Genomic DNA, 21,462 nt, shown 5'->3' on the forward strand with positions numbered 1-21,462 from the left:
CAATGAAACAGCCTCTTATTCAGGTCGAAAATCTTAGCCTTTCCGTAAACGGTATTGATGACCACCGTATCGTAAGCGATGTTTCGTTCAGCGTTGGTGCGGGTGAAATCGTCGGTATTGTCGGCGAAAGCGGTTCGGGAAAAACCATGGTGGCACGTAGCCTCATGGGTCTCCAGCCACCCGCTATCGCCATCTCGGGCGGCGATATCCGTTTTGAAGGCCGCTCTGTACCACTAATGAAAGGTAAGGAAATTCGCGCATTGCGTGGCTCCCGGCTGGGCATGGTGTTTCAGGAACCAATGACCTCGCTCAATCCGTCGATGGCCATTGGTAAGCAGCTTGAAGAGCCACTGAAACTTCACACACGGCTGGACGCCGCTGCACGGCGCGCCAAAATTCTCGAGATTTTGCGGCGGGTCGGCATTCATGATCCCGACGGTGCGTTGCTGGCATTCCCGCATCATTTTTCAGGCGGCATGCGCCAACGCATGATGCTGGCATCTGCCATGCTGCTGCGACCATCCCTGCTGATTGCGGACGAGCCGACGACAGCGCTTGACGCGCTGGTACAGCGCGAGGTGCTGGAACTGATGCTCGAGATGGTGCGGAGTGAAAACACGGCACTGTTGATGATCAGCCACGACCTGCCCATGGTGGCGCGCTACTGCGACCGCGTCATCGTCATGCGGCAGGGGGAAATTGTCGAGCAGGGTCCGGTTGCGGACATCATTTCCAATCCACGCCATTACTACACACGCGAATTGCTGCAATCCATGCCGATGCGTGGGCCGTTGAGAGACATTGATCCGCAATCAAAGCCCGTCATGGAAGTGCGCGGCATTGAGGTCACATACAGTGCCCGTGCAGGTTTTATGGCGCCGCGAAAGACCAAAAAGGCTTTGCATGGTGTCGACCTTGTCGTGCGGCCGGGTGAAATCGTGGCGCTGGTCGGTGCCTCCGGTTCCGGCAAGACAACGCTTGGCCGTTGTATTGCCGGGCTGGTGCCTGCCTCTGCCGGCCGCATTTTCTTTGCCGACGAAGAGGTGAAGCCGGATTCGCCCGTGTGGCGCAACTACCGTCTCAATTGCCAGATGATCTTCCAGGACCCGTTCGGCTCGCTCGATCCGCGCATGAAAACACGCGATATCGTGGCGGAAGCCTTGCGTCACGACACCACATCGACGCGGGAAGAAAAGCTGTACCGCACCCGCACCATTCTGGAAGAAGTGGGGCTCGACGGGCGTTATTCTGACCGGTTCCCGCACGAGCTTTCCGGCGGCCAGCGTCAGCGCGTGGCAATTGCGCGTGCCATTGTCGGACGGCCGCAGTTCGTGATCGCTGATGAGGCGGTGTCGGCGCTCGACGTTACTGTGCGTGCCAGAGTGCTGGAACTGCTGGCTGATCTTCAAAAACGATATGGTTTTTCGTGCCTGTTTATCAGCCATGACCTCGGTGTGGTCGAACAGCTCGCCGACCGGGTGGTGGTGATGCGTGATGGCGCTATCGTTGAGCAAGGCAATCGCGACGACATTTTTGATGCTCCGCAGTCGGAATACACGCGGGCCTTGCTGTCGGCCATTCCAACCCTGACCCGCACCGAAACCGGCGTTTCGCTGAACTGGCGTTTCGCAGAAACGGAAAAACAGCAGGCGGACGAATTGCAATGAAATTGACAGCAGTAACTACGGATCTGCCAAGGGCAACACCCGCCTCGCGGGGCACAGACCCAGCGATAATCCTCGCCATGCTAGACGAGATCGAACGTCACGATCTCGAACTGCATAGCCTTCTCGTCTGGCAGGATGGTGCACTGATCACCAGCGCTTACTGGGCACCTTATTCACTTGCCCGCCCGCATATGATGCATTCCGTGACCAAAAGTTTTACCTCTATGGCTGCTGGTTTGGCCGTGTCGGATGGTCTGCTGTCGGTCGATGATGCGGTGCTGCAATTTTTCCCTGACTATGCAGGACCGGTCGACGATAACCTGCGGGCCATGAAGGTACGGCATCTGCTGACCATGACCAGCGGTCATGGGCGCGGCATTTCTGGAGGCTCCTGGCGGCGGGTGCTTTCAAGCTGGGTGGATGATTTCCTGCGCCAGCCCACACCCCACAATCCTGGAGAAGTTTTTGTCTACGACAGTGCTGCAAGCTACATGCTGTCAGCCATCGTGCAGCAGGTCACGGGACGGATGATCGCGGATTATCTCTCTGAGCGGATATTCCAGCCGATGGGCATGTCTACGAATATGACATGGGACACAGGCACTGACGGCGTCAACACCGGCGGTAATGGCCTCAGTTGCACCAGTGAGGACATGCTGAAGCTGGGCATACTGCACTTGCAGGGTGGTGAATGGCAGGGCCGACAGCTTCTGCCCCGGCAATGGGTGCAGGCCGCAACCGGCATGCAGATCCGGGACGTGGTACTCGGTGTTTTCACAGGAGACCACTATCTCGGCCCGGACGAAGTCGGAGATGGTCAAAAGGTTAGCCGGCGTGAAGGCTACGGATATCAATGGTGGCGTGGCCCCCATAACAGTTTTTCCGCCAATGGCCTGTTTGGCCAATATTGTATCGTCCTGCAGGAAGAAAATGCCGTCTTAGCGTTTACCGGCGGGTTGGAAGACAGTGATCGCCGTGTCCATCAGCTTATTTATGACGTGCTGCGTCCAGCACTCGGCAAAGGCGGTGGCACCCCTGAGAGCGCCGAGAAACTGGACGAACGTCTGGCTGGATTGCGGCTAAAAAATTTTGCAGACATGGCGTTTTCGGCGGAAAAAGTGCCGTGCGGCATATGGATGGTCGAACCCAACGATCAAGCTATCGAAAGCATCGCTCTTGCCGCCAACAATAACGAACTGAGTGTCACTCTTCGCGATGCGGATGGTGAACATCAAGTACGGGCAGGATGCGGTTTTTACATTGAAACTGTTACCACAATACCCGGCGCAAGGCTGCACCATTCCTACCAGCCAGTCGGCGGATTGAGGGTCTTGGCCTCGGCCCGGCTTCTTGAAAATGACGGTGCCGACACGGTTCTGGAAATGGATTGGATATTCGTTGAAACGGCGTTTCGCGATACTGTTCGCTTACGCTTTACAGACGGCTCGATGATCCTTTCGAGGCGGGTAAATGTCAATTCATCCGAGCTTGAATTTCCTGACATCAAGGGGCAACTGCTGGAGCAGCATGCAAGGGAGAAACAGCATGGTTGACAATGAACCGGTTGCGATTTCTCACATGACGCATGAGACATTTGCGGAGCGTATGAAACGCCCCGCAGTCATTCTCATTCCGCTTGCTTCGCAGGAAGAGCAGGGGCCGCACGCGCCGATGGGTGATTTCATGCTGACCGAACGGCTAGCGGAAATGAGCGCCCGGGCGGGCGACGGGCTGACAGCGCCTGTGCTGCCGTTTGGCCATGCTGAATTTTTCCGGGCGATAGCCGGTGGAATTCAATTGCGTGCCGCGACGTTCACCGCTGTGCTTGAGGATATCMTGACCTCCTTCCTTGATCACGGTTATGAACAGCTGCTGATTTTCAATGGTCACACAACGAATGCACCGCTGATCGATCAGGTTTGCCGCAAGTTGCGCCGTGAAAAAGGGGTGCTGATACCGGCACTGAACATTTGGCAGAGCTTGCCGGATGGCCTGTGGAAGACACTTTACGGTGATGACGCCGCGCGCGCGCGCGGTCACGGCGGTGAACCGATGACTTCGGTCTATATGCATCTTTTTCCCGAACTGGTTCGAACAGAGGCGATGCGCGATCCCGCGCCGCGTGGCAGCGTGTTCGGTCTGCCCGTTGGTGGTGTCTCTGCCACTCGTTTTGAGGGAATACCGGTCCAGATACCGCTTGACTGCACCGAGGTCGATCCGGCCGGTATGCTCGGTGGTCGGGCCTCATTGGCAAGTGCTGAAAATGGTCAGGTGATTTGTGGCCATATAGTTGGCCACACTGCGCGGTTGATGCGCCATCTCGCCGGTTTCGATCCACGAAATGCCGTACAGCCTTTTGAGGCATCCGTCGCAGGGCCGTCGCAAGGAGAAAGCCATGACTGAATTACGTATCGGTGCAATGCCGGTTACGCCTCCCCAGGTGGTTATCGAGGCGTTGCAGCAGATTGAAACGGCCAGTGTCGGGCATCTGCGTCATACCGGTTTCATGACCGGTTCTATTCAAGCGGTCTTGCCGCAGCAACAGGCCCGTGCCGGTGTTGCCGTCACGCTCGCCATTCCCGCCATGTGCTCGACGCTGTTGCATTACGCGCTAAGCCAGGTGCGCCCCGGCGACATGCTGGTAATTGATCGGTTGGGTGACAGCCGCCATGCCTGCCTTGGCGGTGCGGTTGCACGGGCTGCGCGCATGGCAGGTGTTGCCGGTGTCATCATTGACGGGCCCTGTACCGATGTCGCGGAAATCATCGCCGAAGGGCTGCCCGTCTGGTGCCGCGGTGTTTCGTCTGTCACCACCCGCCAGCTTGATCTTGGTGGCACATTCAATCGACCGATCGCCTGTGGTGGTGTGCCGGTTTTGCCGGGCGATATCGTATTGGCGGATGCTTCCGGCGTGGTGGTGCTGCCCGCGGATGAGGCGGCAGACATAGCTGATATCTGCATAGCCCGTGAGACACGTGTTGCCCGCACCATGCAGCGGCTGCTCGATGGCGAAAAGCTCGGTGACATCACCCGCGCGGTGGACAAGTTGAACGCGCGCCTCAAGCCAGGCGCAACGGAAGGAACACAAAAATGACCCCGCTCTATGGCCAGTTGCAAGATATAACGCTGGAGGGCGTACTTTCGGTGATTGCACCCCGCACGCCTCTGGCTCCGATGGTGTTTGACAGCCCCCATAGCGGTCTGGACATGCCTAGGGGATTCCACCCTGCTGTTTCCGCAGAGCGAGTGAGAGTAGCCGCAGACACCCATATCGATGATCTGTTTTCGTCGGCATGTGATGTCGGTGCGCCGTTACTGAGCGCGCGTTTTCCCCGCAGTTTTCTCGATGTGAACCGGTCCTTGCTCGATATGGACACCCAGCTTGTGGACGGTGATTGGCCTCATCCAGTGCGTGAAAGCGCAACGGCGAAACGCGGCATGGGGTTGATGTGGCGTTACGCCTGGGGCGATGAGCCAATGTATGCGGCACCCATGAGTGTGGCGGAAGCTGAGACGCGGATCGTCACCTACTGGCAGCCCTACCATGAACATTTGGCTGGCCTGCTGAATGCCGTCTACAGCCGGTTTGGCCGTGTTTATCACATCAACTGCCATTCGATGACCGCCGTTGGCCATGCGATTTCGTCTGATCCGGCGGGAACGGTGCGGGCAGATATTTGCCTTGGCGATTTGCACGGCGGGTCAGCCTCCAGCGAATTTATAGCGCTGATCACCGAAACTCTTGAAGCGCAGGGGCTAGTCGTTGCGCTCAACAAGCCTTTTCGTGGGGCGGAACTGGTTGCAGCCTATTCGAATCCGGCCCTTCAACGCCACAGTGTGCAGTTTGAAATTAACCGCAAGCTCTACATGGACGAGGCAACTCGCGAGCGCAACGATGGTTACGAGGCATTAAAGGGCGTGCTTGCCCGTATGAACCGCGTGCTGGCTGATTACGCCAGCCAGCAACCACCGAAAAAACTTTAAAGGGAATTGTCTCATGTTCGTCCAGCAAAAGGCCGTGCCACTCAATTTTTATCGCCGTGGCCGCACACCGATCTTTGCTTCGCGCATGGATCAGCGCTTTTCGTGGTGCTGCTATATTCCCGAAGGATATGATCCGGCCGGTGAAACCGTGCATCCGCTTGCCGTCCTTGTTCATGGCAGCCTGCGCGACGCTGATATCCTGCGCGACGAATTCATCGACTTTGCCGAACAGCATCAATGCGTCCTGCTGGCACCGCTTTTCCCGGCGGGTATTGATGATGCTGATGATCTGCACAATTACAAACACATGATCTATCACGGCATTCGTTACGATCTTGTTCTGCTGGACATGATTGATGAGCTGGCGACGCGTTACCGTGTCGAGAAGGAAAAGGTGTTGATGCACGGCTTTTCCGGTGGTGCGCAATTTGCCCATCGTTTTTTCTATCTTCACCCGCGCCGACTTCGTGCCGTTTCGGTGGGTGCGCCCGGTACCGTCACGCTTCCCGATGATCGCGCCAATTGGTGGGTCGGTTTGAACGGCATGGAAGAGATATTCGGCCAGCCCATTGATATCGACGCGATGCGTCAGGTGGCCGTGCAGCTGGTGATCGGTGACGCGGATGTCGAAACCTGGGATGTCACCGTCGGGCCAAAATCACCCTTCTGGATGGAGGGCATAAATGATAGCGGTGAAACCCGCGTTGAGCGTTTGCGCGCCTTGGAAAAGGGCCTGAAGGCGGTTGGTGTCGAACCGCGTTTCGATAGGGTTGCCGGCATCAGCCATAATGGCACCGGTATTCAGCCGCCCGTCAAGGCATTCTTCTCGGCAGTTCTCGAAGGCTGAGGAACTATCGGCTTGGCCGGAGACTACGACGTCGATCAGTCTTCGGGCCGAACAGATGTGGCGACCCATCGCGCCACATTTTTTATGCCCTCGGGTTGACCAATCGTGACGCAGCGTGTGTTGACCGCAAACTCGGGTCTGTCAACGGTTACAGTGGCGTGTTGCGTGCCGATCGTTGCGCAGAAATGAACTTGGTCCGCGTTGGAAATGCCGCTCTCCGTCTTATGAAGTGTCACCGCCCCTGTTGTGCCGCGCTGTCCTGCCCATTCCAGCAGCGCGATTTCCGCCGTCTGTGCAGGCGCGTCGTAGTAGGGGTTACCGCGATAGGCGGGCAGGTAGGGAGTGCCCTGTTCAAGGCAGGTGAGAAAATCGCCAACCTGCGATGGCTCTAGTCGGCTATAGCGGGCTCTGTGCGGCAAAACGACAAGTGAGGCGGCAAAACGGCATCCGCCGAGATGGGTGGATTGCAGGATACGGAAGCGACTTGGATTTGCTGCCTGTCGCAGGGCCTTCCACGTCGCAAAGCCGTAACGGGCGCAGCAAGGGTCCTGCTTGCCATCGGTGCAGCACACGATGGTCATGCGTGGGTCATGTGTACCGTCAAGCACGCCTCCACCGGCAATATGCAGCAGCAGCCGTTCGGCTTCCTCAGGTGTCACATGGTCTCTGACAATACCCTGATGCGTGAACCCAACGTCGTCGCCATCCACCAATGCAACGTGAATGCCCACCGCATTGGCAGCCAAAATTGCCTGCCCGAGCCCTTCTGGCATATTGTGCGATTTGATGCGTGGCACACGCCATTCACCGCGCGGCCAGTGCAGCAGCACATAGCTTTTTGACGATGGGCCAAGTCCCGACGCCGGTTCGCCGCGCTCAGTACACAGGTCACGACAAAAGATACGTGCAGCCATCTGCGATCAATCCCCGAGGCGGGCAGGGCGCGCCTCGCCACTGACGGAAGAACGGCTGAGATGGCGGAAGAGGATGGCCGAAGCCAGCTTTCGGTCATCGCTTTTGATGGCTTCGAGGATTGCCAGGTGGTCTCGCGCCGCCTTGCGTACGCCCGCTTCACTCAGTTCAGCAAATTCCGCATATTCCGTCATGCGCCGCAGGCTGTTTTGGCGGTGGATCGCCTGTTCGAGAAAGCGATTGTTTGCCCAGGAAACCACGGTTTCGTGGAAGCGGGCATTTGCCTCAAACCAGGCCGATCCTTCAATCGATGCCAATGGGGCGTTAAGCAAAGCCGTCTGTTCACTTTCCAGCGCCAGCAGCATCTCCATGTCCACCCGGAATGTATCTTCCATTACGGCGCCGCATTCGATGATGGCGCGGAAGGCGTAACTTTCATTGACCGCCTGACGGTTGTCTAGGCATTCGGCAAAACGCCAGCCGTGCCCGTCACGCCGTTCTGCAAGTCCTTCAGCAGACAGGCGCATGAGCGTGCGGCGCACGACGCCGCGTGACGTGCCGAAGTGTTCCAGCAATTCTGTTTCGGACGCTTCGCTGCCGATCAGACCGTTTGCTCTCGCATGCATAATCTGCCGGTACAGCACATCCATCCCAGATGGGGGCACAACTTCTTCAAAGCGATCATCGCCGGTTGGCACTCGCACCAACACAAAACCACGATTATCGGTTTGCGCTAGAAGACCCTTTTCAGCAAGGAATTGCAGTACCTGTCGAACTGGCGTACGCGAGATGCCGAATTCGCGGGCGAGAGCCGCATCCGAGATCTTCCCACCGATTGGCCACTTACCCGCACGGACAATCGGTATCAGTTTTCGAACAACTTCAATCTGTAAAGGACTAAGAGCGCCGTTCGCAACACTCTTTGAGCCTAGGATGCCACTTCTCATAGCCACTTACTACACGCCCAATCTATAAAATGATTTATGCGTCATCATAATACAAATCGACTGTCAATCTGAAGCGAATAATTGGTTGTAAGCCACTTTTCGTCGCCTTTACATTTCGCGAAAGCAGATAGTCGCTTGGAGGGTTAATTCTAATGCCGGACTGGACGCCATATCGACTTATACATAGATCAGGCAACTGAATGAAATGAGCGCGGTTATGGGGAGGTTTTATCACTATCGTTAGCCGTCAACTACACCCAACTCGAAGTATGGCGTCAACGATGAACGGTAGCCGCAGGAATCGTGTGTTGCGAGCCCCCGCAACCAATATTCCAAAAACCCCTGGCATCAGCCGCGAAGGTTTCGCGGTATGGGCATAAGCACAATGCTCACACAAACGGGTCCTTAATTCGCCACAACGACGGGCCTCAGTCAGCAGCCAGATATTCAACCGAGCGAAATTCTTGACTGCGCAAGTGCGCCAGGTCTTCATCCAGTTGGCTAAGTCGCATCATATGTGCGGTGATCTGTAATGAGATGATGTGCCGGTCGTCTATAGAGAAACGTTCCCACCTCTTGAGATTGTCAATGACCTCAATGAGGTCGAGACGTTCTTGTTCAAGTTTCTCCAAATTCCAGATCATCGCAGCCGGCCTCCCGATTTGACTTGCGTGAAACGTAGCATGGCCGGATCGGTTCAAACCGATAAGATTTAGCGTAAATTTTATCTAAATCGCAAGTTGCTCCAAGCTGCGGTTGGCGTGCTTAAGCAAATCCAGGGGATCCGTCAGCTAGCCACCGCGCTTGGTCGCGAATAGTGTCGTCGTCGAACGCATGGAACAGGCTTGTACCGATCCAATGCCTCCAGGGAACACCCGCATCATCCGCGGAACCTTGCCGCGCGGCAACGGGAGCTCGAGGTGCGGCTGAAAGTGCCGCTTGGCACATGGATTCTTAACCAACTGCAAAAAGCCGGCGGATGGAATGGATGCGCAGATGCTGCTCCACTTACTGCGGTGTAAGCTGACGCAATTGGCGCTGCGGGATGCCGATCGTGTACTGCTTGGGGATTTGCTCAAAGGGGAAATCGTGGGTGAGGCTGGCTGATCGTTTGCTGGAGGGAGAAGGAGCGTGTCCGGTCGCGTCCGGGTCCTGGTCGGCATGTTCAGTCATTGTGGTGGCATTGCAACTGGCCAACAGGTGGCCCGTACTTGCCCACCCCTGTTTGTCGCTTCCCGCCTTCGGAAAAGGGACAAGAAAAAAGCCCGGCACAATGGCCGGGCTTTTGCTGTTGCTGTCCGGGTGAATCAGAATTTTACGCCGAGGCCGACGCGTATTGCATGCTGGTCGACATCTGCATTGATTGCAGCGCCGCCGAAATCGAAATCCTTGTCGCCGAAATCGGTGTAACGATACTCAACGCGTCCGAACACCATGTCGGTAAACGCGTAGTCGAGACCAACGCCGACGGTGTAGCCGTTGAACGTTTCCTTCACGTCGGCAATGCCCGGAACTTCCGCGTAGCCGCGAGCATAGGCCCAGCCTGCGGTGCCATAGACCAGGGCACGGTCAAATGCGTAGCCGACCCGGCCACGAACCGAACCCTGCCAGTCAAACCCGTAGTCAAAGCCCGTGCCGAGTATAGTGGCTGAATCATCGCCCCAGTTCTTTTCGAAGTCTGCTTCGATGCCAACGACCCAGCTGTTGCCAAGGTCGTAGTTGAAGCCGACGAAACCACCGGCAAGAGCACCGTCGAAGTCTGCGAACGTTTGGCCGGGAAGGCCGACGATCGAAGCGTCATTGTTGTTCCAGCCGTAGCCGGCCTGGACACCGGCGGTAAACCCGGTCCAGCTGAACAGCGGCGCAACGTCTGCTGCCGGGGCTGCAGGAACTTCTGATACGGCATCGGCCGCCATTGCGGTCGATGCCGCAAGCACGAATGCAATAGTCGATACGATTTTCTTCATAGTCTCTGAACTCCCTTATATGAGAGATCATTCATATGCTTTTTTCCCGAAATATGATCTAACCTTTGTGCAACGCCCGCGACCTCAGCAGCTGTCTGCATAAATTGAGGCTGTCCGGCTTCAGCGAGCGTCTCGTGCAATCACACTCTTTCGGCTCATTTTTCTGGCGATGGCGGGCCACAGATACCTTCGACCGGTGAGGGCCGTCAGCCGAGCTGGCGCTCAATTGCGGCCTTGTCGATGACCGACCAGACCCTGCGGATTTTTGTCTGTTCGAACTCGTAGAAAACATGCTCGCAGAACTGAACGCGTCGGCCATTGACCGGAAGGCCCATGAAGGTGGATTTGGGAGTGCAATCGAACGAAAGCCGGGCGCCGATCCGGGGCACGTCGCTGACAAGGATCTCTGCCTGAAACCGAAGGTCTGGAATATCAGCAAAGTCCCTGACCAGCATGTCGCGATAGCCCGACAGGCCTAACGCCCGGCCGTTGTGTTCAACAGTATCGTCGACGAAAGTGCCGAGCTCATCGAAGGCCTGACGGTTGAGGCAGTCGAGATAAGCCAGGTAAATGACGTTAAGTGTATGCATGTGTTTGTCCCTTGTCGACGTGGCGAATGACGTCCTTGGCCCTTGGCTTTCTGGATCATGACGGTGCGGGTCAAGCTGTGATGAGATCGCACCTGCCATCATCCAGTCGGTACAACACATCCTGCGGAACGGGCAGTTCGAGCATCTCCAGCTTCGAAAGTCCGAGAAAAACACCGCGAAGAATCCGCCCGAACAGGCCATGGGAAATGGCGATCGTCGGATGCCGGAGATCCGAGATCCATGACGTCGCGCGCTTGCAGGCGTCATCAAAACTTTCGCCATCCGGTGCCCTGAAATACCAGTCGAATGCGTTGGATCCTTCAAGGCGGCCAGGAAATTCGGCATCAATCTCAAATCGCGTCATCCCGTCCCAGGAGCCGGTGGTGACCTCAACGAGCCGGCTATCTTCGAGACACGGGAGCGCAACCTCGGCCTGGACCCGTTCTGCTGTCTGTTGCACGCGCCCGAGCGGGCTGATTTGCATCCGGAAAGACTGTTCATCGCCGCAGAGAGCGTCACGGAGCAGGCGCGCGACTTGATCGGCCTGTTCGATACAGCGCGCGGTTAGCGGGGAATCCTGTTGTCCCTGAAACCGGCCAATACAGTTCCAGACTGTTTCGCCGTGGCGCAGGAGATAGATTGTCGGGACGGCCACGCTTGCTTCACCTCTATGTTCGTAATCGATTGCCATCGTTCGTGGCATCAATACGGAAACGTGCCGATTGCAGCGCATTGATGATCGCCTGCAAGGCCTGATCCCTGTCCTTGCCCGACAACGATAGTACATTGTGCTCGAAAGCCCCGAGATTGGCGAACTGGGCATGAAGATCGGCCACGACCAGCGGATCGCCGAGGCTGTCGCCGCCGCGAGCCTGACAGCGTTCGATTGCTTCTGTTACTGTCGTGCGCAGCACGATGTAGTGCAGCGGGCATGCAAGCGCCAGGAAGGCCGGGAGCCAGTCCGGTCGCACGACGCCATCGACAATGACGAAATAACCCGCCTCGGCATAGCGACCTGCGACATCGGCGGCGATCTGCATGATCATGCGGTTTTGTTGATCGGATTCGGGAAGCCAGGGATCGATACGGCCATGCTTGATGTATCCCCACAGATCATCGCTATGAAAATGAACCTTTGGCACGCCGCGCAAGTGCGCAAGCGTTCCGGCGATTGTGGACTTGCCGGAGCCTGGGTGCCCGGAGAGAAGCAGGATATGGCCGCGAAGATCGTCTGTCATGGTCATTCATTCACCCGAAGCAGGCATTCGGCGGCTTATAGTACGGTCATCGACCAAAGTTCCCAGGCTGGCGTTTCTCGTCCTCGCCGGTAGACGGGTGGAAGAACCCGCCCTATCTGGCAAAGGTTGTCACGAGGTATGCGGACGCCAGAAGCAGGCTGACGATTGTGAAGAATATCAGGGCCGCCGCCAGTTCATCAAACATGCCTTCGCGTTCATTGCGATTCCAGTCGTAAGCCAAAGCCAACCTCCATCGTTGCTGTGGGACGAAGGTGGTCGCGTATGGTTAACGAAAACCTAAAATCAATAAGCTGAATTTCGCCGGTACGAAGTGCCATTGACGGCGGGAAGATGACACATGACGTCAACCGGCGGGTTCGGAAAAGCTGATTCCGGTTTTGCTGTCGAGGACGATATGCAGGTCCCGGATCATGCCGGCTGCCTGCAGCAGGGCCTTTCGCACGTCGTCATCGCTGCGCCATCCGTGTTCGATGGACAGGGCGACGGTGTGGATGTCGACGACACTGTCGCGACCGGGACCGGAGGGGATTCCGATCGTTTCGCGCATGTCGCGGATTGTCGTTACTGCCCGTTCAAGCATGCGGCGCTTCTGATAGTCGTCGAGGTTCTCGAGCCTGTTGGCGTCGCGGACGAGTTCGGCAATGAAACTGTTGGTCAGGGTCATGTTATGAGGTTGCCGGGTCGACCAGGCGGCGTCACCAGAGAACCGGCAGCGTGGGCTTCGGGCTACGGTTTTGAGGTGTTGGCGTGATGCCCGTGCATCAGGGCCCAACGCGCGGCGAAATGGATTATGCCATTTATCATCGTGATACTTATGGTTATATATCATATAATTAAGTGTTTTTTCGGATGTAAAATATTAATACGATAGTAATGGCCGGTGTATCAATTTATCGGGCAATGATGATGAAACAATAGGCCCGTGAGACGAGGCAAATACCCTGGCTCCTGCCAGGTGCGATCCCACAGAGATTCCCGATCAGGATGATTTGGCGCGATCAAGCGTAAGACTTACCGATCGGGAAGTTATTTCTTGATTCTTTGGAAAACTTCCTGTACGGTAAGTGAAACTATGGAGGTTGACGATGTTCAGGTCCGCGCGTGATTTCGGCGCTGCTATCAAGGAGAGACGCAAAGCACTTGGCTGGACGCAAACCGGGCTTGCTGCCCGTTCCGGAACGGGGGAACGCTTCATCGTCGAGCTTGAATCGGGCAAGCCGAGTTGCCAGCTCGAAAAAGCCCTGATCGTCGCACGCGCAGTTGGAATCGATCTTGGCGATCTCAAGACGGTTCAGACTGCGCAAGTCGCGCCGGACGATGACCTCGGCTTTCTACCGATGTTTGGTGCTGATCAATGACAACCATCTACTACGAGACCTTGCCTGTCGCCCATCTGACTTTTGAAGGCGAATGGAGGTTGGACTATGATCCGGGCTGGAAAGCACGCCGCCCGGCCTTTCCGGTGTCGCTTACCATGCCGCTGCGTTCCGGATCCGTGGGTGCAGCGAAGCTGCTTCCCTGGCTTGCCAATCTGCTTCCGGAAACCCATCTTGCCGAGATCGGTCAGCGCCTCAAGGTTTCCCCGCAAGATATTGTCGGTCTACTTGCTCATATCGGACGTGACACGGCGGGGGCACTGTCGATCGGGGAGCCGCGGAAAGCTGGCGTCAACCTGCAGCGCGTGCCGGACGAGCAGGCGCTGGAGCGTATTCTCAATGAACTTCCTGCCAAACCCTTTCTGGTCGGAGAGCGCGGTGTTTCTATGTCCCTGGCGGGCGTTCAGGAGAAGCTGCCGGTGTTTGGTGATGGGAGTGGCCGTATTTCAGTTCCGGTCGACGGGACGCCGTCCACGCATATTCTCAAGCCGGATACGAAACGCCTTGCGGGGAGCGTGGAGAACGAAGCTTTTTGCCTGTCGCTTGCGCGTGCCTGCGGCCTGGATGCCGCCGAGGCGACGATCGGAGTAGCTGGCAAGCGACGTTACCTTCTCGTGAAACGCTATGATCGCTTTACCGACGCTCAAGGCGAGATCCGCAGGCTGCATCAGGAGGATCTTTGCCAGTTAACGGGTTACTTCCCCTCGCAGAAATACGAGCGGTCCTCGACCGGCGGCGGTGTGACCATGAAGATGATGTTTGATGCCGTCAGCGATCTTGTTTCGCCTGGCGAGCGTTTGAAACTTCTCGATGCGGTGATCTTCAATGTCCTGATCTGCAATTCGGATTCGCATGCCAAAAATTACTCTATCCTGATTGGTGCCGGTGGGTCCGCGAAGATGGCTCCACTCTATGACCTGATGTGCGCTGCAGTTTATCGCCAGGTCGACCAGAGCCTGCCGCAGGGGATTTCCGGTCGGTTCCATGCGCCTGACCTGCGGCGTGCCGACTGGCAGGCACTGGCTGATGACATTGGATTGAGCGGCGCATCGACACTGAAACGGGTGGAGGAGCTTGCAAAACTGGTCAGCGTCGCATGCGATGAGGTGGCACCACATATCGTCGCCCTCTCCAGCGATCCGACGAGGATTCTTGAGCGAATTACTCACAGCGTTCAAAAGCGGTGCCGGCGAATTCAGGAGCAGATGCATGATCGATGAAACGCAGTTTGACTATAATCCGACCACTGATCTGGAACTCTGTGCGAAATGTTTTGACCGCGAAGTGCTGTTTGGGAAGCAGTTCTACGATGACATCATGTTTCGCTATGCAGGTGTGCCAAAGCGATAGCCAGTAAGCGGGCGAACTTTCGTGACATGACGCCTGTTGTTTCAACGTTCGAACCGCTAACGAGACGCGAGTTTTTGCCACAATGCTACATCGGCAGCACAACGATCCGAAGCTCGACGCATTCAGGTTTGTGTAGCCTGTATTGATGGTGTGCTGCTTTGCTATCGTCGGCGCTCTAGTGATGGGCCTACGAGCGTGGCGCTTCAGTAATTTCCCCCCACTCCATCGCGACGATTCAGAAAGTATGGGATCAACAAGTCAAGGTTTCGGGCCGCGGAAGTGAACCGTTATTTGAGCCGCACTAAAAGACCTTCAGTTTTGGCACGATTGTTTTCGAGCGCTAGCAAAAGGGCATTACGCATACCTGCATGCAGACGGTGAGACTTGGTAGGCCTAAGGATAAATATACGGCTGGTGAAAAATTGGATGTCGTACCCGCCACCGGGACGTACGACCGCGTGGATGTGATCGGCCAGCTTCGAGAGCAGTAGCCGGTGTGTCAACCGACAGAGAAGACTGATGGCTCGGAAGGCGGATCATCATGCTCGGGCGCTATATTGCGAACACATCGGGACCATGGAGAGGAGCGGTCTTCTTCCTAGCCATGTGCGGGGGGTGAACTCGCAGTTTGTTTAAATATGTATTTTATTATTATAATACAGATAATTGAGATTGTCTATAAAAGTATTTTATGAGGCTTATGGCATTTTCGCTGCTGCTGAAGTAGCGTCCTCTTGCTACAGGAAACTTGTCGCGCGCGGAATGTCTGCGTCGAGATCACGATCGATGACGTGATAATCGTTCTCTGAAAACTCGGCGTTATTTCCTGTTTGCCTGCTGATCCACAGTACGCACTGTGAAATATCGTCGGTTTCGACAACAGGCTCTTGCCTGTCAGGCCCGACCCACATCAACACGTACCGCAATGATAATGCTCCAGCTTGATTACACGGCAAATTTAATATCGAGCTTACCCCAGGTTTGCGTACCCCAATTGGGGTATGTCTGGCTGATCAGGTTCGGGTTTGCTGCAGGACGCTGACTGATGTCGTTAGGTGACGATAAGACGGCTCAGAAATGCAACGAGTATCTTGCCGGGGATTGAGCGCGCACATCGGTCCGGACCGTCGTAGAAGCCCCGTTGCGCCTAGAGCGTGCCACATGCTCCAGGTTGATGGCTTCGGGAGGTTGATGAGAAACGGGCCGCTTCCAGCTCGACAAGTGTGTCTTTTCAAGTATGTACGAAAACAACTTCTGGATCTGGTGCTGTATTCTGGCTATACAAATATACTTTGGTGGGTGAGGGGGAAAATGCCGGTTGATATCGCGGTTTTTCATAATCTGCTGAATCGGTTCCAGGATGCAGCGCTGGAGCCCTCGCGTTGGCCCTCGCTTCTGGAGCAGATTGCTGAGGCAACTGGCGCCGGCGGCATCAATGTCATGGCACCGGCAAGCTCCGGCTCGGTCGGAGGTGTTCTTTTCACCGAGAGTTTATCCTCGATCATGGAAGCCTATATCAACGACGGCTGGAACACGCGAGACCACCGGGCGAAATTCATACCGTTGATGAAGCGTAACGGAGTTGTCCTCGAGGAGGATTTCGTCCGTAAAGGTGATCTGGATAATCTCGAATACTATAAATTCATGGCGAAGCATGGATTCCAGCATACAGCAGTCGTCAATTTTTCCTCAGGTGAGGACGATCTGTTTTTCGTTCTGCAACGCAGGCTCGGCGATGGCGGGTTTGGGAACGATGACCGGGTTCACCTCGCTAATCTCAGAACCCACCTTCAGATGTCCGCACGGATCATGGCACTGTTTTCGGCTGGCGACATGAGAGGACGACTGGCCGCGTTTGAGCGTGCAGATGTTGCGTGCGTTTTCTTTGACCATCGTGGTCATGTGGTAGCGGCTAACCAGAAGGCGGATTCGCTTCTCACCGGGGATGTCAGAATAGCGCATGGAAAAATCAGGGCAGCGTCGTCACGGGAGACAGTGGTCTTTGAGGCGATGCTGAACAAGGTCATTCGATCGAATGATCTGGCTCACGGCGAAGTCGTGACGTTGACCCGTGGTGAGAAGAGGCCGTTGCTTGCGCGGATCGAAAGGGCTGGGCCAAATTTGCGTGACGTTTTCGCCAGGTCGTACGCGATGGTGCTGCTCGAAGATGTGAGTGATAAACGTTTCATTTCATATGACGTGCTTCATCATCTGTTTGGGCTGACGCCGTCTGAATGTAAAATTGCGGCACTTCTTGCCGACGGTGCCGACCTGAGAACCGTCGCCGGTCATTGTGGAATTCAATATGAAACGGTTCGTACCCACATTCGGTCAATCCTTCGTAAAACCGGGACCGAACGACAGGCGGAGCTATGTGTCCTGCTTGCTGGCATTCGGCTAGGGTGACACGCAAGGCTACCCCAATATACGGTGCTCAGCCGCATGATGCTGATGCCTGGTTTTTTGCATCGTGCAAAAGTCATTCCAGATCCTGCTTATAGGCCCGTAGCCCCGGATCGCTCAGGCATTGTTGCACGAGCCGCAGGCTTTCGGTGTAGAGAGCCACACCCGCTTTTGCTGTGCCGCAAATGCCGATTGCATTCCGGGCACGTGTTGCAAACGGATGGATCTTCTCACTCATATACGTGTCCGAGCAGATATCCTTGCCAAGTACCGCGTGTTCGCTTGCGGCGAAAGCAATCAGGGTTACGGCGCTGGTTCGGATGCATTTTTTAAATTGCATGTTTGAAGTCCCCAAGCTGAATTTTCGCATCTGGGAAGCTTGCGTATTGTCCGCGTCCTGGATGTGAGCGGTTAGAGACAAACAAAAAGACGGAGCTGTCGCATTCTCCAATTAGGGTACGATTATGGTGCCCGTTTATGATGGTGTCTGGCGCATCGTCAGCGCATCGGGCGAGGGATATAGCCTTGCGCTGAGGAATGATTCATCCGTTCAGCGAGAGGTTAGAATGAACTGGCGTGTAACTTTTCTTATCCTTATGTCATCACTTTCCGTGTTTCCTTTTTCCGGACAGGCCGATGCACGGTGTGAACTTGCCCCGGCTAACGGTGGCCGATCTTACGGGTGCGGCGGTGGCGCTGCGCAACGACAATCATCTGGAGCTGATGCAGCCGCATTGCTGGGGCTCGGCATTGCTATACTGAACGCTCTACCGGAACCCGAGGACAGACCTGTACAGACATTTCGTCCACGCTCGTCGGATAATATCGATCGGATGAGCCGGGCATTTGGCAGAGCAGGCGCAATTGCCAACGCTGCAAGTACGCCCGATCCCAGACCGTCGGTTCAGAGGCCGATTAAGAATGGCCAGGCGCCTTACGCGAATGATGATTGCGTAGCATTTAAACAGCGCAGTCGGGGCAGGATCGATTGGGACTACGTTGACGTCATCAACAAGTGCAATATCCCCGTACAGGTCGTCATGTGCTACTATATGCCCGGAGATGAGCGAAAATGTGCCGGAAAATCAGCTTGGGGTACAACATCAACAATCGGTTCTCGTGGGAAAACCGTAAGCGTCTCGGACACCCGTTCGCACCCATACAAAGTAAAGTACTTTGTATGTGACATGAGCGGTGTGCTCAACAACAGCAAACTGTGCTTGCGACCCACGGTGTGATGTCTCATGGGCAGCGGTTTCTGTACGAGGAGCCGCTGACTGTATTTGATTATGTAATTCAAATTTTTGTATTGAGATATACTACTTAATACTCGGTACGGTTCTTTCTTTTGCACCGGCTCCCGGCGGCTGAGTTATTCTGCCACTTTTTCCAACACGGCTCGAAAATTTTGGAGCCTATCATCACGCTGCAGTCCGCGAGCCCGTCATTATCACCAAGAACGGTCGGCGTCGCCCCGTTGTGATTGCCTATGAGGACTATATGCGCCTCGCAAAGCGTGATCGCCGAGTCGAACTTTCGACGACGCTCGGCGACGATGACCTCGCCGCCACTGAAGCATCGCAGATGGAGCCGGGTCTGGAACATCTCAACGCCGAACTGTTGACGGACAAGCATTCTGCCGACTGAACCAAAGGTCGGCGGGCTGTTCAGATATTCGCACCTTTGGCATTGGCCGCATCTCGAAGGCCGTGAGGAGGGCGACAAGGATCGACTGGTGCTGGTTCTGGCGATAGTTGACGAAAGCTTCGATGAAGCGGACGGGGTTGTCCGGGCCGACGTAACCATCAACCGCTTCCGGCAGAAGCAGCAATTGCGTGCGATCTGTTCATGAGAGATGTGCCATGGCAGAATCCAGCGCAATATAGTGCTGTGTGGAATTAGCCAAGCCGTTTCAAGAAAGATTTACGTGAGCGACAAACTACATCTGGAATTACAGGCGACCGATCTTCTGAAGATGTTCAATCAACTCCCACCTTTTGGGGGTAAAGTCATTTTCCTTATAACGGCTTTATATGTGTCGGCTGCCGGATTGCCGCCAGCGGCGGTCTCCGGCGGCGATTGGCTCAGTCAGGTTGGCGTTGCTTATCTGGTGCGGGATGTTTGTTGCTGCAGTTGATGTGGTTTGAGCGTCCGTGCACTCAGTACGATCCTTTCTTTGGCGCTGGCTTCCGGCGGCTAAGTTATGCCGCTACCTTTTCCGGCATGGCTCAAATCACCGACTTGCGATTTATTTAAATGCTATTATATTGGCAGTAATGTCATTTATTTGTATTTGGGTGATAATATGTTAGCATTTAGGATGGCATCCCCGGTGGAAGTTATCAGAGGTTTGGCGGACAGAATGAAGCGCCGACGGATTGAGCATGGATTGACCCAGCGTGAACTGGCTTCGAGATCGAATGTGTCCTACGGATCGTTGAGGCTATTTGAAGAAACCGGTAAAATTTCGCTCGAGAGCCTTGTGAAAATTGCGTTTGCCCTTGAGGCGGAGGCGGAGTTCGAACGCTTGTTTCCAGGTCGGCCGCCGCAGAATATCGATGATGTCATTGATCGTCCTCTCAAGCAGCGTGTGCGCCGGAAATGAAGTTCAAGCCAATCCAGCAGATTAAGGTTTATCTGAATCTCGAAGGGAACGAGAGGAAACTCGGTACCCTCGCCTGGAGTGGCAAGGAACGGAGGGCTTACTTCGAGTACGCGGCGGAGTTTCTGACATCGCCCCTTTTGATTTCTCCATTCCATATGATGGCGGCCACCGGGTTGATTGCGGCGCCTCGCGATCCGTTCGACGGGCTCCATGGGCTATTCAACGACAGCCTGCCTGACGGGTGGGGTCGTCTGTTGCTGGACCGCCGTCTACAGCGAGCGGGCATTGATTACACCCGGCTCACGCCGGTTGACCGTCTCTCGGCGGTGGGCAGAACGGGAATGGGGGCACTCTCATACATTCCGGAATTGCCAGACGATCAGAAACAACAGGCCGTCACTGATCTCGATTGGTTCGCTGATCAGGTGGAGTTGGTACAGACGGAGATGGACATCGCCGACATCGATCGTTTGCAGGGCGCACAGGGCGGATCCGCGGGTGCACGTCCGAAGATTATGATCGGCTTCAACCAAGTGGAAAATACCTGTGTTCTGGACTACGGCCAGCCGTTGGGCGCGGGGTTTGAAAGGTGGATGGTCAAGGCACCTAGTTCCGATGATCCGCGGGAGATTGGCGCTGAAGAAAGAGCCTATGCGCTTATGGCGGTAGCTGCAGGACTGACGATGGCTGACACGCAGCTGTTGGAGACCCGGAAAGGAAGGCGGCTTTTCGCGACGAAACGTTTTGACAGGACACCTACCGGCAGGCTCCACATGCACACGGCAAGCGGCCTGTTGAATGCCAGCCATCGTGAGGCGAGTGTGAACTATGAGCAACTTCACAAGCTGACCCATATGATGACCCGCGACGCTGCGGAAGTCCTCAAGATGTTTCGAAATATGGTGTTCAATGTCTATGCCAGAAATCGCGACGACCATGCTAAAAACCATGCATTTCTTATGGACGGGAATGGTAGGTGGTCTCTGGCACCCGCATACGATCTTACGTTTTCGTCCGGGCCAGGCGGTGAGCACAGCGCTGCAATAGCCGGGGAAGGTAGAACCCCCGGCATGTCTCACCTTTTGGCGGTCTCCAAAGCGGCTTCGATCCCGGATCAATATGCCAGGGAGGTTATAGAGCAGGTTCGAGAGGCCGTAGATCGGTGGCCCCAGTTTGCGGAAGAAGTTCGGCTATCCAGATCCCGTACTGCTGAACTCGACAAATTCCTGAATGGTAATCGGCTGGCTGATCGGCAATTTTAGTGGCCCTTGGCGGCGCTCATCGGTTTAGGTGAACGTCAAGCCGTGCCTTACACGCCTTTTATGATGTCGCAGATGCCCTTGCGGATGACATCCTTGTCGGCGATCTGTCCTGCCTGAATGTTGAAAACAGCATCGATCCGGACAGCTGCGCCTTTCTGGCGGGCGACAACGCGCAGCGTCTGAATCCTGCCACTTCCGCTGGTTTCCTGGTGGGCATCGATTGACGACAGTGCCTTGTTGATCTGGATACCTGAGAAACCTTCTGCTGCGACGGCCTGGGCGAGCTTTTGAAG

At 55.6% G+C, this 21,462-nt stretch carries 25 protein-coding genes and 2 pseudogenes; 16 read left to right on the forward strand and 11 right to left on the reverse strand.

From position 1 onward, the window contains the following. Nucleotides 1-2 precede the first annotated feature (2 nt). From AC1DCP_RS25805 to AC1DCP_RS25830, 6 genes are read left to right on the forward strand one after another with little or no spacing between them, the layout of a single operon-like run. Entirely contained in the window at nt 3-1,667 is a 1,665-nt protein-coding gene (locus AC1DCP_RS25805) for a dipeptide ABC transporter ATP-binding protein (protein ID WP_476774828.1), read from the forward strand. Further along, nucleotides 1,664-3,220, forward strand: coding sequence for a serine hydrolase domain-containing protein (locus AC1DCP_RS25810; RefSeq protein WP_333704758.1), 1,557 nt, complete (start codon nt 1,664-1,666; stop codon nt 3,218-3,220). The genes AC1DCP_RS25805 and AC1DCP_RS25810 overlap by 4 nt, the downstream gene beginning before the upstream one ends. Next, nucleotides 3,213-4,070 (forward strand): creatininase family protein, encoded by an 858-nt coding sequence (locus AC1DCP_RS25815; protein ID WP_476774829.1) that lies wholly within the window; start codon nt 3,213-3,215, stop codon nt 4,068-4,070. The genes AC1DCP_RS25810 and AC1DCP_RS25815 overlap by 8 nt, the downstream gene beginning before the upstream one ends. Continuing rightward, the gene (locus AC1DCP_RS25820; RefSeq protein WP_065659433.1) at nt 4,063-4,761 is read left to right on the forward strand and encodes an RraA family protein; all 699 of its coding nucleotides are present in this window, start codon (nt 4,063-4,065) and stop codon (nt 4,759-4,761) included. The genes AC1DCP_RS25815 and AC1DCP_RS25820 overlap by 8 nt, the downstream gene beginning before the upstream one ends. Next, nucleotides 4,758-5,651, forward strand: a complete 894-nt coding sequence (locus tag AC1DCP_RS25825; RefSeq protein ID WP_003518950.1) for an N-formylglutamate amidohydrolase — start codon at nt 4,758-4,760, stop codon at nt 5,649-5,651. Before AC1DCP_RS25820 ends, AC1DCP_RS25825 begins: the two co-directional genes overlap by 4 nt. A gap of 13 nt (nt 5,652-5,664) precedes the next feature. Continuing rightward, entirely contained in the window at nt 5,665-6,498 is an 834-nt protein-coding gene (locus AC1DCP_RS25830; RefSeq protein ID WP_003518948.1) for an alpha/beta hydrolase family protein, read from the forward strand. Nucleotides 6,499-6,533: 35 nt separating this feature from the next. On the opposite strand, the gene AC1DCP_RS25835 is transcribed toward AC1DCP_RS25830, so the two are convergent. From AC1DCP_RS25835 to AC1DCP_RS25875, 9 genes are all read right to left on the reverse strand, one after another. Further along, entirely contained in the window at nt 6,534-7,412 is an 879-nt protein-coding gene (locus tag AC1DCP_RS25835) for a sucrase ferredoxin (protein ID WP_476774830.1), read from the reverse strand. Between the two features lie 6 nt (nt 7,413-7,418). Then, complete coding sequence (locus AC1DCP_RS25840) at nt 7,419-8,357, reverse strand: GntR family transcriptional regulator (protein WP_476774831.1); 939 nt, start codon at nt 8,355-8,357, stop codon at nt 7,419-7,421. A 428-nt stretch (nt 8,358-8,785) separates the two neighbouring features. Beyond that, a complete protein-coding gene (locus AC1DCP_RS25845; RefSeq protein WP_065659437.1) occupies nt 8,786-9,001 on the reverse strand; it encodes a hypothetical protein in 216 nt (71 codons plus the stop codon). A gap of 663 nt (nt 9,002-9,664) precedes the next feature. After that, entirely contained in the window at nt 9,665-10,324 is a 660-nt protein-coding gene (locus AC1DCP_RS25850; RefSeq protein ID WP_476774832.1) for an outer membrane protein, read from the reverse strand. A gap of 206 nt (nt 10,325-10,530) precedes the next feature. Beyond that, entirely contained in the window at nt 10,531-10,914 is a 384-nt protein-coding gene (locus AC1DCP_RS25855) for an ester cyclase (RefSeq protein ID WP_174046535.1), read from the reverse strand. Nucleotides 10,915-10,984: 70 nt separating this feature from the next. Continuing rightward, entirely contained in the window at nt 10,985-11,605 is a 621-nt protein-coding gene (locus AC1DCP_RS25860) for a histidine phosphatase family protein (RefSeq protein WP_476774833.1), read from the reverse strand. Beyond that, nucleotides 11,583-12,158 carry a P-loop nucleotide/nucleoside kinase family protein gene (locus AC1DCP_RS25865; RefSeq protein ID WP_174046539.1) on the reverse strand — a complete coding sequence of 192 codons (576 nt, stop codon included), beginning with the start codon at nt 12,156-12,158 and terminating at the stop codon, nt 11,583-11,585. The genes AC1DCP_RS25860 and AC1DCP_RS25865 overlap by 23 nt, the downstream gene beginning before the upstream one ends. A gap of 106 nt (nt 12,159-12,264) precedes the next feature. Then, nucleotides 12,265-12,393, reverse strand: a complete 129-nt coding sequence (locus AC1DCP_RS25870) for a hypothetical protein (RefSeq protein ID WP_003518932.1) — start codon at nt 12,391-12,393, stop codon at nt 12,265-12,267. Between the two features lie 123 nt (nt 12,394-12,516). Next, a complete protein-coding gene (locus tag AC1DCP_RS25875; RefSeq protein ID WP_111790927.1) occupies nt 12,517-12,837 on the reverse strand; it encodes a hypothetical protein in 321 nt (106 codons plus the stop codon). A 421-nt stretch (nt 12,838-13,258) separates the two neighbouring features. Here AC1DCP_RS25875 and AC1DCP_RS25880 point away from each other — a divergent pair, with 421 nt between their 5' ends. The 4 genes from AC1DCP_RS25880 to AC1DCP_RS25895 all read left to right on the forward strand — a co-directional run bounded on the left by AC1DCP_RS25880 (nt 13,259) and on the right by AC1DCP_RS25895 (nt 17,305). Continuing rightward, complete coding sequence (locus tag AC1DCP_RS25880; protein ID WP_035200508.1) at nt 13,259-13,531, forward strand: helix-turn-helix domain-containing protein; 273 nt, start codon at nt 13,259-13,261, stop codon at nt 13,529-13,531. Then, on the forward strand, nt 13,528-14,769 hold the full coding sequence (locus AC1DCP_RS25885; protein ID WP_333704764.1) for a type II toxin-antitoxin system HipA family toxin: 1,242 nt from the start codon (nt 13,528-13,530) through the stop codon (nt 14,767-14,769). Before AC1DCP_RS25880 ends, AC1DCP_RS25885 begins: the two co-directional genes overlap by 4 nt. Further along, entirely contained in the window at nt 14,759-14,899 is a 141-nt protein-coding gene (locus tag AC1DCP_RS25890; protein ID WP_158007505.1) for a hypothetical protein, read from the forward strand. Before AC1DCP_RS25885 ends, AC1DCP_RS25890 begins: the two co-directional genes overlap by 11 nt. A gap of 1,311 nt (nt 14,900-16,210) precedes the next feature. After that, nucleotides 16,211-17,305 carry a helix-turn-helix transcriptional regulator gene (locus tag AC1DCP_RS25895; RefSeq protein ID WP_112401894.1) on the forward strand — a complete coding sequence of 365 codons (1,095 nt, stop codon included), beginning with the start codon at nt 16,211-16,213 and terminating at the stop codon, nt 17,303-17,305. A 73-nt stretch (nt 17,306-17,378) separates the two neighbouring features. Here the strand turns inward: AC1DCP_RS25895 and AC1DCP_RS25900 are convergent, their stop codons facing one another. Continuing rightward, nucleotides 17,379-17,672, reverse strand: a complete 294-nt coding sequence (locus AC1DCP_RS25900; RefSeq protein ID WP_141682301.1) for a hypothetical protein — start codon at nt 17,670-17,672, stop codon at nt 17,379-17,381. 266 nt (nt 17,673-17,938) lie between these two features. Between AC1DCP_RS25900 and AC1DCP_RS25905 the strand changes: the two genes are divergently transcribed. The 6 genes and pseudogenes from AC1DCP_RS25905 to AC1DCP_RS25930 all read left to right on the forward strand — a co-directional run bounded on the left by AC1DCP_RS25905 (nt 17,939) and on the right by AC1DCP_RS25930 (nt 21,169). Next, nucleotides 17,939-18,064 carry a hypothetical protein gene (locus tag AC1DCP_RS25905; protein ID WP_476774834.1) on the forward strand — a complete coding sequence of 42 codons (126 nt, stop codon included), beginning with the start codon at nt 17,939-17,941 and terminating at the stop codon, nt 18,062-18,064. Nucleotides 18,065-18,676: 612 nt separating this feature from the next. Continuing rightward, on the forward strand, nt 18,677-18,949 hold the full coding sequence (locus tag AC1DCP_RS25910; RefSeq protein ID WP_029658823.1) for a type II toxin-antitoxin system prevent-host-death family antitoxin: 273 nt from the start codon (nt 18,677-18,679) through the stop codon (nt 18,947-18,949). Then, nucleotides 18,936-19,094 (forward strand): annotated as a pseudogene (locus AC1DCP_RS25915) (plasmid maintenance toxin (PemK-like)); the annotation flags it as partial. The gene AC1DCP_RS25910 and the pseudogene AC1DCP_RS25915, both read left to right, overlap by 14 nt. 135 nt (nt 19,095-19,229) lie before the next feature. Further along, the gene (locus AC1DCP_RS25920; RefSeq protein WP_149916406.1) at nt 19,230-19,439 is read left to right on the forward strand and encodes a hypothetical protein; all 210 of its coding nucleotides are present in this window, start codon (nt 19,230-19,232) and stop codon (nt 19,437-19,439) included. A 195-nt stretch (nt 19,440-19,634) separates the two neighbouring features. Continuing rightward, nucleotides 19,635-19,907 (forward strand): helix-turn-helix domain-containing protein, encoded by a 273-nt coding sequence (locus AC1DCP_RS25925; RefSeq protein WP_236735824.1) that lies wholly within the window; start codon nt 19,635-19,637, stop codon nt 19,905-19,907. Continuing rightward, entirely contained in the window at nt 19,904-21,169 is a 1,266-nt protein-coding gene (locus tag AC1DCP_RS25930) for a type II toxin-antitoxin system HipA family toxin (protein WP_013762472.1), read from the forward strand. Before AC1DCP_RS25925 ends, AC1DCP_RS25930 begins: the two co-directional genes overlap by 4 nt. A 47-nt stretch (nt 21,170-21,216) precedes the next feature. Here the strand turns inward: AC1DCP_RS25930 and AC1DCP_RS25935 are convergent. Next, nucleotides 21,217-21,462 (reverse strand): annotated as a pseudogene (locus AC1DCP_RS25935) (hypothetical protein); the annotation flags it as partial.

It is taken from the genome of Agrobacterium sp. 10T429, from assembly GCF_056393925.1.

Excerpts from the sequence above, each read along its gene's own strand:
- AC1DCP_RS25805 (WP_476774828.1), top strand. The coding sequence starts at position 3 with ATGAAACAGCCTCTTATTCAGGTCGAAAATCTTAGCCTTTCCGTAAAC.
- AC1DCP_RS25810 (WP_333704758.1), top strand. The coding sequence starts at position 1,664 with ATGAAATTGACAGCAGTAACTACGGATCTGCCAAGGGCAACACCCGCC.
- AC1DCP_RS25820 (WP_065659433.1), top strand. The coding sequence starts at position 4,063 with ATGACTGAATTACGTATCGGTGCAATGCCGGTTACGCCTCCCCAGGTG.
- AC1DCP_RS25825 (WP_003518950.1), top strand. The coding sequence starts at position 4,758 with ATGACCCCGCTCTATGGCCAGTTGCAAGATATAACGCTGGAGGGCGTA.
- AC1DCP_RS25830 (WP_003518948.1), top strand. The coding sequence starts at position 5,665 with ATGTTCGTCCAGCAAAAGGCCGTGCCACTCAATTTTTATCGCCGTGGC.
- AC1DCP_RS25835 (WP_476774830.1), bottom strand. The coding sequence starts at position 7,412 with ATGGCTGCACGTATCTTTTGTCGTGACCTGTGTACTGAGCGCGGCGAA.
- AC1DCP_RS25840 (WP_476774831.1), bottom strand. The coding sequence starts at position 8,357 with ATGAGAAGTGGCATCCTAGGCTCAAAGAGTGTTGCGAACGGCGCTCTT.
- AC1DCP_RS25845 (WP_065659437.1), bottom strand. The coding sequence starts at position 9,001 with ATGATCTGGAATTTGGAGAAACTTGAACAAGAACGTCTCGACCTCATT.
- AC1DCP_RS25850 (WP_476774832.1), bottom strand. The coding sequence starts at position 10,324 with ATGAAGAAAATCGTATCGACTATTGCATTCGTGCTTGCGGCATCGACC.
- AC1DCP_RS25855 (WP_174046535.1), bottom strand. The coding sequence starts at position 10,914 with ATGCATACACTTAACGTCATTTACCTGGCTTATCTCGACTGCCTCAAC.
- AC1DCP_RS25860 (WP_476774833.1), bottom strand. The coding sequence starts at position 11,605 with ATGGCAATCGATTACGAACATAGAGGTGAAGCAAGCGTGGCCGTCCCG.
- AC1DCP_RS25865 (WP_174046539.1), bottom strand. The coding sequence starts at position 12,158 with ATGACCATGACAGACGATCTTCGCGGCCATATCCTGCTTCTCTCCGGG.
- AC1DCP_RS25875 (WP_111790927.1), bottom strand. The coding sequence starts at position 12,837 with ATGACCCTGACCAACAGTTTCATTGCCGAACTCGTCCGCGACGCCAAC.
- AC1DCP_RS25880 (WP_035200508.1), top strand. The coding sequence starts at position 13,259 with ATGTTCAGGTCCGCGCGTGATTTCGGCGCTGCTATCAAGGAGAGACGC.
- AC1DCP_RS25885 (WP_333704764.1), top strand. The coding sequence starts at position 13,528 with ATGACAACCATCTACTACGAGACCTTGCCTGTCGCCCATCTGACTTTT.
- AC1DCP_RS25890 (WP_158007505.1), top strand. The coding sequence starts at position 14,759 with ATGATCGATGAAACGCAGTTTGACTATAATCCGACCACTGATCTGGAA.
- AC1DCP_RS25895 (WP_112401894.1), top strand. The coding sequence starts at position 16,211 with ATGCCGGTTGATATCGCGGTTTTTCATAATCTGCTGAATCGGTTCCAG.
- AC1DCP_RS25900 (WP_141682301.1), bottom strand. The coding sequence starts at position 17,672 with ATGCGAAAATTCAGCTTGGGGACTTCAAACATGCAATTTAAAAAATGC.
- AC1DCP_RS25905 (WP_476774834.1), top strand. The coding sequence starts at position 17,939 with ATGCACGGTGTGAACTTGCCCCGGCTAACGGTGGCCGATCTTACGGGT.
- AC1DCP_RS25930 (WP_013762472.1), top strand. The coding sequence starts at position 19,904 with ATGAAGTTCAAGCCAATCCAGCAGATTAAGGTTTATCTGAATCTCGAA.